The sequence below is a fragment of the Syntrophorhabdaceae bacterium genome (assembly GCA_028698615.1).
GTDB lineage: Bacteria > Desulfobacterota > Syntrophorhabdia > Syntrophorhabdales > Syntrophorhabdaceae > Delta-02.
The window spans coordinates 1-13,771 of sequence record JAQVWF010000056.1 but is presented as its reverse complement, the minus strand read 5'-3'; the positions used below and the strand labels follow the sequence as shown (position 1 = coordinate 13,771).

Genomic DNA, 13,771 nt, shown 5'->3' with positions numbered 1-13,771 from the left:
TCGCAGACACAGGAAGTGGGGGAAACCCGCAGATCTTAACGCAGCAAAGAAAGGCAGGAACAAGGAGGGAACCGACGGCCTATTGACAGATGAGGAAATCTTTATTGTTGACTTTGGTTAAACCGGATGTCCCATCATATACATATAAAACTCATCATGGGGAACACCAATATGTTTGCGAAGCGCCTCGATACTTGCGATCTGATTTGCTGAAAGACTCAGGTGAGGGGGCATCTTTCGTGCCCACTTGGGTTGGAAAAGTTTACTGAACATCACCTTCTATATCCTCCTGTCTAAAACACGGCATGTGGCTCTTGCCCAATCAAGCATCATGCTTCCTTCCTGTTCCATATGCCCCTATGTGTCCCCTATGGTTTCAACATCACTCTTCGGAAAAATACTTCCCCATCCGCCGACTCTTATGAAGAACGATTCCTTGTTCAACCAGTACCTTTTCAATCACCGATGTTAAATCCATAAGCGAGCGAAAAGGTTTAGGATTCCCCGGCACAATCCCATGTGCCGTGTTCGATCCTACCCGGACTACACCGCTTGACCATGCATGCTTAGGAAGGACCTTCCCCCTATCTGCGGCTATATCATTTGTCCAGAATCGTATTTTGACTTCAATCATCTTCTGTCCATATCTCGCCTCTTGAGCTTCGATGCCTTCCTTTGGTGACATTTCTCCCCCCTCTTTTTTATACGTCAAACATTCTGCCTTGGCCCCTTGTTCTTAAGCGCCAGCAATCTTTTCCCACTTGCTCGGCGATATCTTCTAAGACATGGAGAACGGTTTGATGTTCGGGGGTAATCCCATTTCTCAGTAATGGTAAAATATACAAAACGATCTCATCAAATGACGGATTTCTTTTTTCCCGTTCCGCTCTGCGTAAATAGCTTATCACGTAATAGCGTATCCTCAATTTGACATCGACGTGGGTTTTAAATTTTGTGTCATGGCGCAGAGTAAATCGTTCAGTTTCTTCATTGTAGTCAAAGTTATCACGCAATAAAGATGTCAAGTCGCTGTATTTTTCTTTGAGTAAGTGAAGGAAGCCAAGCTCTAAGCCCTTTATAATTAGCTCATCATTGATTTGTTCAAGGGTCGCTCCATGGTTTTTCGCAATAATACCCTCGATCGTCTGCATAATGATTTCAGCAATATCCATTCCTAAATTTGCTTTCATTATGGCTCTGGGATTTCGTACTTTCTGAAAATTTATGATTAACTGGCCCGATAATACGGTAAAGGGATGCTGGCGTTTTTTGAAGCTGGTCTGTCCATTCTTTTGAGGAACTGCACCTTTGTACTCAAATCCACAGCTCTCGGCTGTTTCTACGATTAGATGCCAGAATTCAGGGTCTTTGTGCGCATAAACAAATGATAGCCAGCGATCAAATTTCAGCACCCTATACATTTCTTTAATACTCTCAGCTATGAGCTCATTGTACTGATCTTTGCTCTTCTGCCTTTCGCCCCCTTCGATCGCCTCTTGTTCATAGTCCTGTTCCGTCACTTCTAGATCGAGCCAAGAATTCCACATAACCGAAAGATCAAGGTACGGAATTTTCTTTCCGTAAGGGGGATCAGTATAAATATAATCTACAGTTTCCTTGGGTATCCATTTTAACTCTGTCGCCGTACCTTTAAGAACCTGAATATTTTCAATTGTCGCGTCATTGATGAAAAACGCTATTTCCTTTTTTGCATCCATCACCTTTTTATATCGTGAAAAGAAATATTGCAGAGTATCTATCGAAGCGGGTTCTTTTGCAATTCGGTAACGGTAATAGCGAAAAATTGCGCTATCTCCTCTTCCCTCGCTCCTTCCCGCAGACGCATGATATGTGAGGTTAATCTTGTTAAGCAATCCCGAAAACATAAGAAGAAACGTTGCTCTAATGTTATCGTCGGTTTCCTTCTTTATTATGTATTTTAGCAATGCAAGTTCAGCCAATTGTTGATCAGTAAAAAGTTGTTCAATAGTGTCGACATCTGAAGCTTTTGGTAAGATCACCCCTTTCGGGTACGGGTATTTCGTCAACGCTTCAACTATTTTTCCCGGAGTATCAGGTTTCTTTTTCTCGTATTCCGATTTTACCCGAACAAAGGCATCATCTAATTCATGTTGTTTCACCGGTGTTATCAAGGATTGCACAACGAAGACTGCCATTGGATTAATATCAATGCTTATAGCCCTACGATTGTTCATCATGGCCTCAATAGGCGTTACTCCACTTCCACCGAAAGGGTCCAATACTAAATCGCCGGGCTTACTAAAATTCCTGATATACTCAGCAACCACATTCCAGGTCTGTTTTGTAAAGTAACCATGGACACCGAAGTGTCTCTTGCACTGCTGCTTTTTGACGGGGATCTCTTCAAGCAGTGGGCGATTTCTGTAATCAAATCCCTTTGGTTTTGCAGTCGCCGTGGTTCCATCATAGGTAAAGCTCTTGCCGACCTGAAAGCTACTGGGAGCCAGAAGCATCTTCAGTTTATCCCAGTAAAGATCCATTTCATCGATCCTCAATAGCAAAATCGGCTGTCCAGTTGAGTCCGTGCGATAAAGGGAAAACTCAAGACCGTTGCAAAGCGCGAAGTATGTACTCCTAATCTCTGGATGCGCCGCATAGCTGTAAACCTGTTCAATATTACCGGGGTCGGTTGCGCTCTCTTGCGGTGATTTTGCATCAAGTACCCATGCAAAATTATTAGCGACTTTAAGTGCGTAATCTGGAATTAGATGCACTGGCCTCTTCTTGCTGCCGACTTTGAGAAAAGGATGCTGAAGAGTCTTGCTTCGAACGATACTGTCCTGCGAATAGCCGAGGCGTTTCAGTATTGGTAAGATTATAATTTCCCTTACGCTGTCCTCTTTAAAATCAGGATCGCTGTCGATCCTTCGAAGGTCTACATTGTCAAATAACCGTTCGTTATCTACCATATATCATTCTCTGAATCTCAGCATCTGCCAATTTATCCGCTTTTTTGATAAAAGGATGTTCTCGTGGAACTTGAATCATACTGACATTCCGAAACACCAACATTCTCTTCCTTGCCTCCTGATTCAACTTCAATAAATGTGGTTGTTTTATTCTGAATTGTCGATTCATTTGTTTTGCAACCAATTGGCTATCTGAATGTATCTCGATATCGAGCGTGCAATATTTAGGAGCTATTTCTAATGCCTTTAATAAGGCACCATACTCCGCCTCATTATTCGTCTTTTCTCCAAGATATTCGCTGCATTCACATAGCGTTTTATCATTCCCATCAAGAATTACTACCCCACACGCTGCATGACCTGGATTTCCCTTCGAACATCCATCAATATAAATCTTAATTTTGTCTATATATTCTGACACTTGTAGACTAATAACATTAAGAAACCTTACTGTCAATTCTTAAGATTATTCCAATAACAATGAACGATTGATGACTTGATCTCCATCGAGTCATCAAAAGAATTCTGGATCTGGCAGGCCGCCGGGAGCGCTCCCGGTGCGAGGTGCTCCGGGATAACGGCTGTCAGGTACGGCTGCGGCAATTTCGACGGCGATGTCTGGAGAACTGACCCGGCCCGCAATACGACAAACGCCGCTACGATCTCGGCCTTTCTCACCGCCATCAACGTTGGCAACGCATACCGCACTGACGGCTTCGGGAATCCCATCACCGTGGGTCTCATAACCAGGGCAGATGGAACATCAGCGGGTTCCGCTCCGCCTGCCCCATCTCCGAAGTGGACGTGGTCGGCGGCGCTTCCTCCCTATGGAGGGACGGTGGGGGTGATGAGCGAGGGGAGGTGGGTCTATTCGCAGAGGGTGATCTATCCGCAGTGAAAAGGAGCGGCCGGTGAGGACCTTCTTGACGGAGACAGACACATGAGATACAATGGGTATATTTGCGATACAGGAGGTGGCGAAATGCCTGTCAGTCTTAGGATCCCGCCGAAAAAAGAAGAGATGATCAGGCGGGCGGCGAAGAAAGAGGGGAAAACAAAGACCGCCTTCATACTCGATGCTATCGATGAGAAGCTGGGTCTTGCGGCAGATCGCGAGCAGCTTATCAGGAAGGCGGCGGGGTGGTTGACCTCCGAAGAGGCCTCGGAACTGAGAGAGAACCTTCAGGTCTTTGAAGAGATCCGTGAAGGTGATTGGAAATGAAGCTTGTCCTCGATACGAACATCTATGTCGATTTCGGCCAGGGAAGGCAGGAAGTGGTAGATCTCATTGCAACGCGAGGCACAGAGATCCTTCTGCCCGTCATTGTCCTGGGAGAGCTGTTCTATGGTTTTCAGAAGGGAAGCAAGAGCAAGGAGAATGAGGCAAGGTTCCGGCGCTTCGTGACGAGTGTGGGTGTTTCGATAATAGATGTCGATGAAGAGGTTGCCCGGAAGTACTCGCTCGTGTATTCCGTACTCTCCGCGAAAGGAACCCCCATTCCGATAAACGATGTCTGGATAGCCGCCTGCTGCATGAGCGTCGGCGGCACTCTTCTCACTCGGGACCGGCACTTCGAACAGATTGAACAGATAGATAAGATGATCCTCTCATAGTAAAGGACATAAGCAACCGCAGCGGCCCCCCGTTCGTCAATTCAGATGTCAAGGAATTCCAGAGAAAGGTCCGCGAGGCATCCATCCTCCCGGCCGGCCGGTGCGCCGAGCCGGAAATGACAACCCAAACATGACCGGCCTCCGGATAATCAGCGTGCAGTCAAAAGGAGCGGTCAATAAGAAACATGCTGACCGGTCACGATTGTGAGCGAGTACGTCACTATGACCCATCGAGCGCCGATGTTCGTGATACCCTGTCGCTGGAAAGACGCTGCAACTATCTTAAGTAACGGGAGTCGATCATGAAAGCGAACTTCATTGAACGTTATGCCGGTATTGTCTTCGTTCTCATTCTATTGTCCTCGGTCCTTCCGTGCATTGTGAATGGAAAAAACCTGTTTACGAGTGTAGACGAGATAGCATGTTCCGATGTGGTGGCGAAGGTATTTACGAAGTGTCCTCCTGAGGACAACATTATTCCTTTGTCGGAATGCGCAAGGCAGCATTTCCTGTTTTTGAACAAAGCGACCGGCACATCGGTTGAAGTTGAATGTTCAGGGAAGAATGTGGCGCATTTCGGACCCGACGGTAGATCGATGGGCAATTATCTTGATGCCCTTGCTGTTTCCTGGGCCTGTGTTCGGGGTACGAAGGGATCATATCATCTATTGGTCACGTATCAGAGCGGAGGAACACAGGGAGAGTGGGTTGAAATATACTCACTTGAAGGTCGTCGTCTTGCGGGAGAGAGGGCTCGGTACGACCAGACGGATATCGAAAAGGACAGACAAATTGACAAATTCGAAGACACGTACCGCCATTTGGGATTACCCGCACAATGGCCGAGCGATGCTTTTAGGTACATACGACTTTTCAAGGTCAATCGAGACCGTTGAATAGAAACAGAAGGAGGTCAATTATGGGTGTGTATGATTCCCTCATGGCAGGGTGCGCCAAGAAAGGGTATGCCAGAGTAAAAGGTCATTCCCACTATAACGACCCGATAGACAATGCACCGGGAAGACCTGCCGGTAGGAGTCGAAGATGGGGAGATGCGTCCGCTGCAGTTCAGGAACAGGTGATAGAAGCCGTAGTCAGGTCAAGTCGGCAGCATGACCTCAGCGCAAGCGATACGGCGAGGGTCCTGGCGATTGTTCGGGCGGAGTCGGGATTCAACCCCGATGCCGCGTCAAATGAATCAGCCGCCGGTTTTGGGCAATTCCTGGATGGGACGAGAGGGGATTATGGGATTGCGAAAGAGGATATGTTTGACATATCGTCCAATGCCAGGGCAGTCGTAGAGTATTATGTGAAGTGCAGGAAGAAGGCGGAAAGCGAAGGTCTGGATGATGCTGGAAAAGATGCAAGAACCTATAAATACTACCACGATGGCTTATATTCCGATAACAAGGATTCCGGGGGTACCGCGGCCTTTAGCAAACCCGACGGTGTCGGTGAGTGGATCCATAAGATCGAAGACGCGCTGAATCCCAACTACGTTCCGGGAGTAGAGGAACAACCTGGCGGTGTCTCCAGGGAGCTCGCTGCGTCAGCTTCCCCTTTGTCGGGGAAGTTGGAATCCGAAGGGGAAGACGACGATCTCTGGTTCCGGCCGGGGATGAGCATGTGAGTGGTGCGGCGCAAACAAACCCCGTTTTCACTTGACATAGACGGCAGTGATTTTTTAACATAATTGCACTAATACCCAAGAGGAGTAACATAATGGACGAGATTACCAAAATTGCTATTGAAGACTTCGAGAAGAAACCGGATGGTTCCTGGGTTTGTGTCAAAAATTCAGATGTGCAAAGTAAGACTGGAAAGGTAGTCAGAGTAACGCCTGGCCTGACTTTTAAAAAGGGCGGCAAACTCTCGGGCCTTGACATTGCAGAAGCACTTGACAAAGTTAGCGTGAAATAAGAAACTCGAACGCTTTAAATTCCAGGGTGCTGGGCGAGAGTTGTCTACCGAGCGAGGGAGGGGCCATTCTCGCCTCAGCCATCTATAATCTCCAAAATACTGTTATCTTGTGGTATGGAATCTCAAGAACAATGTTTCAGATGTGCGATTGCCAGTTGAAACATTGCCTGCCCGTGGAGAATACCCATCGTCTGGACCACACATGGATCACGAGTTATCTGCATCCTTGCGGATGCGTATGAGCATTTTGAGGTGGGTGCCTTTGCCGACCTCGGAGATGATGCGGAAGGTGTCCGAGAAGTGCTTCATATTGGATAGCCCCATGCCGGCCCCGAAACCCATGCTCCGAATCTTGTCCGTGGCGGTGGAATAGCCTTCCTTCATGGCCAATCCGATATCGCTTATGCCCTGGCCCTCGTCTGTTGCTTCGATTATCACAAAGTTGGGTTTCACCCGGAGCACTATCGTGCCCCGGTCCGCGTAGGAGCAGATATTCATCTCCGCCTCGTAGGTGACGACGGAGGCCCTCCGTATGGTCTCCTTGGGGAGACCCATGCCCGTCAGGATCGTTTTGACCTGGCCGGAGACGCGTCCCGCATATTCAAACCCTGCTGCTACGAGAAATGATTTTTTATAGACTAATGTCTCACGAGAGGTCACGTTTCTTGCCGACCTTTTCTATGCAGCCACGGATTCCTTTGGCATAGAGACGGCCGACGGCTTCGAAGAGGATAAACTTTGTTGACAAAAGGGGTATTCGTAATTCCTCCGCAAGCTGGATCGTTTCCGGTAAAGGGCGCTTTCCGCGCACCAATATGATGGCTGCGATATCAAGAACATCGGATGTACGGATAATCTGAGGATTCGTGAGGCCGGTGAGCAAGAGACTTCCCGGCTTGGCGAAAGCCAGGACGTCACTCATCAGGTCGGCGCCAAAGGCAGTTTCTACCTCCATTTCCAACTGATCGTTACCTATGAAAACTTCGGCATCCAGGATGTCTTTCACTTGTTGTAGCGTCACCGTGCTCTCCTTTCAACTAAGGATATGTTAAAAATGTGCATCTAATCAACCTCAAATTTCAAAATACAATGTGAGAACATTACTCATTCCGGGGCGCACCCGGAATTATCAGTACTCTTCACTTTCGGCCAGGGATACCCCGATTCCGATGAATGACGTGTGGGTAGCTGCCTGCGGTATGAGTGTCGATGGCACTCTCCTGACGGGGGTCCTAATTTGGAGAATGTTGAACAGATAGATGGGATAATCCTGGTTTGACAGCGACAAAGACATCTATACGGTCGGGCCCTGAATCGGCCAATTGAATCGCTAATCGGCCGTTTGACAGTGTACTCCCATTTCCTTGCATACCCGCATTATTCCTTTAAGAACGATCGAAGTGCCCGATTTGCCTGAGGTCGTGGAGGCCACAAGAAGCTGGCTAACCCGTTTTGAGACGGGGGTTACCTGCATGCCCACGGCGAGGGTGCCGTCGATGAATTCAATGCTGAGAGCTTTATCATCTTTCTTGCTGATCCTGATATCCTTGTTGGCCTGCAGTATTCTTATGGCGGTGCCGTACACCTTGTCGGCGGGGGCTTCCAGGAGGACTGTGGCGACATCGTATCCGGGCTGCGGGTCCATTGACTGACCTGCGGACTGTGAGGGCTGCGGGCTCGTGGCTTCACTGGTCAACTGCTTGACCTTCCCCAGGGCTTTTCTTCCCAAAAAGACCCACTGTGCGCTTGCCGCGCCTGAAAGGAATATGAAGATTGCCAGAAAGACGGCGATGGTTCTTATTATATGGCTCATCCCGGTTGTGCCTCCTTGATCTTTTGCTCATTATCTATTCAAACGCGAACTTATACAAGTGGTTTTTACTTTATGGTAGAATTGTGGAACTCAAAAGCCGGGATCGGGTAAAGGTGCCGATGATGGTCGGTTCCCGGATAAAGGGTCCGGCGTGAGAGGCCGATGGAGCTGAATTGAACATACCTCTTCCTACTATCGAAGGCGTGGGGCCGAGCTGTCTCAGGCTGTCCTGCGGACCTCAGACAAACATCATCGAGTACCTCAAGGAACGATTTCCAAAGATTCCATCGTCAATATGGATCTCACGGATGAACAAGGGGCGGGTCGTCGATGAAAATGGGATTCCCTTAAGACCGGACAGTCCCTGCCGCAAGGGAGGCTATGTCTTTTACTACCGTGAGCTGGAAGAGGAAGCCCAGATTCCCTTCGAAGCAAGCATCCTTTACCGGGATGACGATATCCTCGTGACCGACAAGCCCCATTTCCTGCCCGTCGTGCCTTCCGGCAGATTTCTCCATGAGACCCTTCTTGTTCGGCTGAAGAAGATGCTCTCTCTTGAAGACCTCGTGCCCATCCATCGTATCGACAGGGAGACTGCCGGAGTGGTGATATTCTCCCATAATCCGTCAACCCGAGGGGACTACGCGTCACTCTTCCAGAAGCAGAAAGTGGAAAAGGTATATGAAGCACTGGCGCCGGCCCTCCCGAACGAGGACTTTCCCATTATCCGTCGCAGTTGCCTTGCGGAGGGGAAGCCGTTTTTCCGGATGCAGGAGATCGATGGGGCCCCAAACTCGGAGACCCGCATCGAGATTTTTGAGAGGAGAGGGGGCGTGGCCCTTTACCGGTTGATCCCCCTGACGGGAAGAAAACACCAGCTCCGGGTGCATTGTGCGGCGCTGGGGATTCCGATAGTCAACGACAGGCTCTACCCGGATGTGCAGCCCGCGGGAGAGGACGATTTTTCTATTCCCCTCAAGCTGCTGGCGAGGTCCGTCTCCTTTCCGGACCCCCTGACGGGCCGCCATCGATATTTTGAGAGCAAAAGAGAGCTGTCTTGATATGCGAGGTGATCATCCATGAATGAACATCTGGAAATCGCAAAAAAGCAATTCGAGAAAGATCGATATGCCGGATCGATGGGCATCGTCCTCGACGAGCTTACAGACAACACGATTCGCATGCACATGCGTCTCAGGGGGGACATGTTGAATTTCTATGACCGGCCTCATGGAGCGGTCATATACTCCCTTGCCGATGCCGCTTTCTCGGTCCTGGGGAACAATAAGAACAACATTTCCGTCGCTCTCGATTGTTCCATTACCTACCACGCAAGCCCCGATGCGAAAGCAATGCTTATCGTGGAAGGTGAGATGCTCTCGATGAACAGGCGGACGGCTGCTTTCATTTTCAACGTGTATGTCGATGACGGCGGCATGCGTACCCCGATTGCCACCATGAAAAGCGTGTCGTACCGGACGGGCAGACCGATCGACCCCGATATCGCTCAGTAAAAAAAACTGGAAAAGAGATCAACCTCCCTTTTCCAGCTGTATCGCTTCAACCCGTACCCTTGCCAGCCCTTTGTTGTAGAATCCCAGCTTCTTTGCAGCGCCGGCGGACACGTCGATTATCCTTTGACCTGATGAAGGGTTCTTGTCGCTGGGGAATGGCCCCCTATCGTTGACCCTTACGATGACGGAGCGGTTGTTCTCAAGGTTCGTGACCTTCACGTGCGTCGGGAGGGGCAGGTACTTGTGCGCTGCCGTCATCTGTTTCGGGTCGAAGACCTCGCCGTTCGCGGTCATGCGGGACGCGTTGTAACGCAGGGTCTCGTAGCCGTACCATGAGGCTGTTCCGGTTTCCTCGTAGGATTTCGCCTGCTCCACGGACATGGGATAATATCTCTTTCCCTTGACCGTGTAAGGGGCTGTCCTTACCCGGCCCTTGCGGATGGCCTCCCTGGGCGGCATATCGTCGATGTCTTCGATGTCTTCATTTGCAAAGGCCCAGTCCAGAGGCGCCTTCGTCACTTTGAAGGTATATTTTCCGATGGTGTAGACGATCTTCGTCGTCCCCGCGGTGAGTTCGTAGGTACCTTTTACGGCATAGTAGCCACCCTTTATGGCGCCGCTGACGACGTAATAGGGTGCCTTGACCACCGAGCAGTCGACAAGAAAAAGGGAGGCGGGAAGGATGAGAAGAACGAGAATCCCATATCGCCTGATCGAAGATCGCACTCTTCTGTTAAGGGAACGCATCGGGATCATGTTTGCAGACAGACTACCACATCGAGACAATTATTAGAACAGGCAGGAACCTTTTTTGATGGGATTTGTTTATTCGTAACAGAAATGGCTTTTTCATCCCAAATTTGCTTAAATGTAATGTCTGAAAAGCAGTGCAGGACGGAAGGTCTGAAACGTCATATATCCCATTGAACTCATGCAAGGAGAGGCGATGAACCACCAGTGCAATGTGTACAGATCTGACAGGCTTGGAACAGCGGGGTTTTATATTTTGGTCGCTTTCTGTGTTGGGCTTCTTGCCGTGATGATCCCCGCCGTGACCTTTGCCGAAAGACCCCAGCCGAGCGATATCCGGAAGGATCAGGGATATCCGTCGCCGGATACGAAAGGAACGAAAACTGAGGTTCCTACCGCCGATGATTGGAAGAAGTTCGGCGAAAAACTCAGATCGAAAGCCCCCGCGGACGAGCTTCAAAGGGCGCGTTTCATCGCCGCGGAAGTGGCGAAGGAACTTGACAGAAAGGGCCTCACCGCCAACACGTCTCTCCTTGGCCGCATAGGTGCGTCGCTCAAATACGGCAACAGCGAGGCGGCGACATGCGGCTATTTGAACGACGCCTTTACGGAAAGTCTCAAGGGGGCCGGGTTCGATGCCGGCCAGATACATTCCGTCGTGGGATACAAGGACGGCTGGCAGGCATTGAACAGGGGATACATCTTCGATGTGAACATCAACCACGTCGCGCCTGTTGTTGTTATCGACGGCGTCCCGTATTCTTTCGACCTCTGGTCGCATGGAGGCTCCGAGGGAAATTTTAAAAATTTCGACAACAGCGCCTGGAACGGTATAAAAACGGAAAGCTGGGGCGAGTTGATGCGGAAGCATCAGGGCTATAACACGTTTTCCTCCGATGAGGGGATAACGAAGAAAGACCTTGGAGAGGCGAACAGGGAGCTTGTAGAAAAGACAAAAGCCAATTTGAAAGCAATGAAGATCGAGGTAAAGGACGGGTACGGGAAACCTGTCAGCGGGGCACGTGTCACGCTGACAGACGAGACCAGGTATAGCGGGACCACGGGAGCGGACGGTACTGTCACGGCAAAAGGCGTCAAACCCGCGAAATACGCCATTCGGGTAACGGCGGAAGGTTACCTGAGTTTTTCGGACACCGCAGAGCTTGCACCGATAAGGGAGGACAGATACACAGTGACGCTGGAGCCCATCCTGAGCACCGTCGTCATCGCGGTGAGGTCCGGTTCCATCCCCGTTGCCGATGCGAAGGTCCGCATGTCTTCCCGGTCCCCGGAGACGACGGGTGAAGCAGGAGACGCCCTTTTCGACACGGTCCCTCCCGGGACGTACACCTTCTCCGCGGAGGCGGCGGGCTTTGCTGGAGAGACGCGGAAGGTCGCCGTGAAGCCCAAGGACGAGAAGAGTGCTGAAACGCCTGTTCGCGTCAATTTCAATCTCAAACCACGGATAACGGTCAGGATCGACGGCGCAGGCCAGGCGTTCACGGGCGACGTCGTCGAACTTGAAGCCGAAGTGGAGGCCGCGGAATCGATCAAGCCCGCCCTCAAGTACGCATGGCGTCTTGCAGGCGACAATACGGTGCTCGCCTCCGCCGCAAAATTCAAAAGGACCCTTGTTCACCCGGGGACGTACGTCGTAAGCCTTGTGGTCTATGTGCATCGCCCCGACACCGGGAACGTGCTTCTTGGGGACGCCGCTCACAGGATCGTTGCACAAGAGCGCAGGATCAGCGTGAGCTTAGGCGGGCCCGGCGAAAGCAAGGTGGGCGAGGACGCGACCTTCAGGGCGCAGATAAAAGAGCTCAGTAAAAACGATAAAGAGGCGACCTACACCTTTGGCTGGTCGATAAACGGCGCAAAGTTCGGGGGCAACAGCGAAACGCAGTCCTTGAAGGTGGCCCGGGCCGGCAGGAACGTTGTCCGTGTTGTTGTCTGGCAGGCCGTAGGCGGCAAGTGGCAGAGGGCAGGGGACGCGTCCCATGTTTTTGTTGCCGCCGGTCCGGATCCCGCAAAAGGGTCCATATCGGTCAGCGGGCCTTCATCGGTCGAAGTGGGGGACAGGGTCGAACTCAATGCCAGCGTCGGTGATACGAATGTGCCGTCATCCGCACTTTTCTACAGTTGGGTGGTCAACGGCAGGAGGTACAACTACAGGGACTCCATTGCCTTGCCGACAAGCGCGCCCGGCACATATCATGTCACCGCGGAACTGTGGATGAGGTATCAGCCGAAGCCGGTCAAGCTTGCGCAGGCCTTTCACAGCGTGACGGTTGTCAAGAAAGGGGACAAGCCCGACCCACTTGGCGACCTCATATCATCGATCCTGGTCGGAAGCAACAAACCGGGCACATCCGCAGGGACGGCCCCGACCAAACAACCGGACACGAAGGTCCCCATGGGCAGGGCCTACACGGCCGCGAATCTTCCTGCAAAGCCGTTCTCGCTGAACGGGACATGGAACGCGGCCGATTCCAAGGGCCGGTTCAACGGAAAGATGAATCTCAGCCAATCCGGCTCGAGCGTCAGCGGCACTATGCAAACTCCCGGTGGCGGAATCCCGGTTTCCGGCTCGATATCAGGCAAGACCATTTCTGTTATTCTGACTTTCGGGAGCCCCGCTGTCATTAACCAGTACCTGCAGGACATGAGGCTGTCGCAGGCGGTGGGGTCCATCACGGCCAAGGCCACCTTCACCATTGGATCGAATAACAATGAGCTTCAGGGGACCCTCTACCCCTTTCATGTCCAGTGGAATGACGACGGGAAGACAATAACACTGAAGCGAAAATGGCAGGGAGGTGAAACCCACCCCGGAAACCCGCCGCGCTCCTTTACATTAAGGCGATGAGGAGGGAGACCATGGCTGGCAGGAAACCGACACATCCCGAAAGGTCCTTTTGGAGGATGTGACGAAGAGTAGAGATAACGGATGACCGTTAAAACAGGCTTGCTTTAGGCGTAGGCGTCCCTGCTCGGAGAATAAATGAAATTGCAAAAGGAGCATCTCAGTTGATACTGCCTTGAGGCTGGCAAGATTTTTCGGGGTGTCGGCAGAGTTCTGGTTGGGTCTGCAGGCCCAACATGACCTTAATATAACAGCCGAGGCCTCGGGGAGAAAGATTGGAACGGGAAGTCAAAACAATACGCTGGCACATAAAAACTCCTGGGATGCGCCCGCGGCTTCCTTCCTG

16 protein-coding genes are annotated in these 13,771 nt (G+C 50.9%); 9 read left to right on the top strand and 7 right to left on the bottom strand.

Going from position 1 to position 13,771, the window contains the following annotated elements:
- Window positions 1-382: 382 nt before the first annotated feature.
- The 3 genes from PHC90_12855 to PHC90_12845 are packed head-to-tail and all read right to left on the bottom strand — an operon-like array spanning window position 383 to window position 3,372.
- Window positions 383-685: a hypothetical protein gene (locus tag PHC90_12855; protein ID MDD3847230.1), complete on the bottom strand. Its 303-nt coding sequence runs from the start codon at window positions 683-685 to the stop codon at window positions 383-385.
- A 16-nt stretch (window positions 686-701) separates the two neighbouring features.
- The gene (locus PHC90_12850) at window positions 702-2,951 is read right to left on the bottom strand and encodes a DNA methyltransferase (protein ID MDD3847229.1); all 2,250 of its coding nucleotides are present in this window, start codon (window positions 2,949-2,951) and stop codon (window positions 702-704) included.
- Complete coding sequence (locus PHC90_12845; GenBank protein ID MDD3847228.1) at window positions 2,941-3,372, bottom strand: ribonuclease HI family protein; 432 nt, start codon at window positions 3,370-3,372, stop codon at window positions 2,941-2,943. The genes PHC90_12850 and PHC90_12845 overlap by 11 nt, the downstream gene beginning before the upstream one ends.
- Window positions 3,373-3,447: 75 nt before the next feature.
- Here PHC90_12845 and PHC90_12840 point away from each other — a divergent pair, with 75 nt between their 5' ends.
- The 6 genes from PHC90_12840 to PHC90_12815 all read left to right on the top strand — a co-directional run bounded on the left by PHC90_12840 (window position 3,448) and on the right by PHC90_12815 (window position 6,485).
- Entirely contained in the window at window positions 3,448-3,849 is a 402-nt protein-coding gene (locus PHC90_12840) for a hypothetical protein (GenBank protein MDD3847227.1), read from the top strand.
- Between the two features lie 84 nt (window positions 3,850-3,933).
- Window positions 3,934-4,173, top strand: a complete 240-nt coding sequence (locus PHC90_12835; protein ID MDD3847226.1) for a DUF1778 domain-containing protein — start codon at window positions 3,934-3,936, stop codon at window positions 4,171-4,173.
- Window positions 4,170-4,565: a type II toxin-antitoxin system VapC family toxin gene (locus PHC90_12830; protein ID MDD3847225.1), complete on the top strand. Its 396-nt coding sequence runs from the start codon at window positions 4,170-4,172 to the stop codon at window positions 4,563-4,565. Before PHC90_12835 ends, PHC90_12830 begins: the two co-directional genes overlap by 4 nt.
- A 302-nt stretch (window positions 4,566-4,867) precedes the next feature.
- The gene (locus PHC90_12825; protein ID MDD3847224.1) at window positions 4,868-5,461 is read left to right on the top strand and encodes a hypothetical protein; all 594 of its coding nucleotides are present in this window, start codon (window positions 4,868-4,870) and stop codon (window positions 5,459-5,461) included.
- Window positions 5,462-5,484: 23 nt separating this feature from the next.
- On the top strand, window positions 5,485-6,195 hold the full coding sequence (locus PHC90_12820) for a transglycosylase SLT domain-containing protein (protein ID MDD3847223.1): 711 nt from the start codon (window positions 5,485-5,487) through the stop codon (window positions 6,193-6,195).
- Window positions 6,196-6,287: 92 nt separating this feature from the next.
- Window positions 6,288-6,485: a hypothetical protein gene (locus tag PHC90_12815; protein MDD3847222.1), complete on the top strand. Its 198-nt coding sequence runs from the start codon at window positions 6,288-6,290 to the stop codon at window positions 6,483-6,485.
- 207 nt (window positions 6,486-6,692) lie between these two features.
- Here PHC90_12815 and PHC90_12810 read toward each other — a convergent pair whose 3' ends face one another.
- The 3 genes from PHC90_12810 to PHC90_12800 form a co-directional block, all read right to left on the bottom strand.
- A complete protein-coding gene (locus PHC90_12810) occupies window positions 6,693-7,145 on the bottom strand; it encodes an ATP-binding protein (GenBank protein MDD3847221.1) in 453 nt (150 codons plus the stop codon).
- A complete protein-coding gene (locus tag PHC90_12805; GenBank protein ID MDD3847220.1) occupies window positions 7,132-7,491 on the bottom strand; it encodes a DRTGG domain-containing protein in 360 nt (119 codons plus the stop codon). The genes PHC90_12810 and PHC90_12805 overlap by 14 nt, the downstream gene beginning before the upstream one ends.
- Window positions 7,492-7,815: 324 nt before the next feature.
- A complete protein-coding gene (locus PHC90_12800; protein ID MDD3847219.1) occupies window positions 7,816-8,298 on the bottom strand; it encodes a hypothetical protein in 483 nt (160 codons plus the stop codon).
- A gap of 173 nt (window positions 8,299-8,471) precedes the next feature.
- On the opposite strand from PHC90_12800, the gene PHC90_12795 reads away from it, so the two are divergent.
- Both PHC90_12795 and PHC90_12790 read left to right on the top strand, forming a co-directional pair.
- Window positions 8,472-9,359 carry a pseudouridine synthase gene (locus PHC90_12795; protein MDD3847218.1) on the top strand — a complete coding sequence of 296 codons (888 nt, stop codon included), beginning with the start codon at window positions 8,472-8,474 and terminating at the stop codon, window positions 9,357-9,359.
- Between the two features lie 18 nt (window positions 9,360-9,377).
- Entirely contained in the window at window positions 9,378-9,812 is a 435-nt protein-coding gene (locus tag PHC90_12790; GenBank protein ID MDD3847217.1) for a hotdog fold thioesterase, read from the top strand.
- Window positions 9,813-9,830: 18 nt separating this feature from the next.
- On the opposite strand, the gene PHC90_12785 is transcribed toward PHC90_12790, so the two are convergent.
- Complete coding sequence (locus PHC90_12785; GenBank protein MDD3847216.1) at window positions 9,831-10,538, bottom strand: septal ring lytic transglycosylase RlpA family protein; 708 nt, start codon at window positions 10,536-10,538, stop codon at window positions 9,831-9,833.
- A 220-nt stretch (window positions 10,539-10,758) separates the two neighbouring features.
- Between PHC90_12785 and PHC90_12780 the strand changes: the two genes are divergently transcribed.
- Entirely contained in the window at window positions 10,759-13,428 is a 2,670-nt protein-coding gene (locus PHC90_12780; GenBank protein ID MDD3847215.1) for a carboxypeptidase regulatory-like domain-containing protein, read from the top strand.
- The last annotated feature ends 343 nt before the right edge of the window (window positions 13,429-13,771 follow it).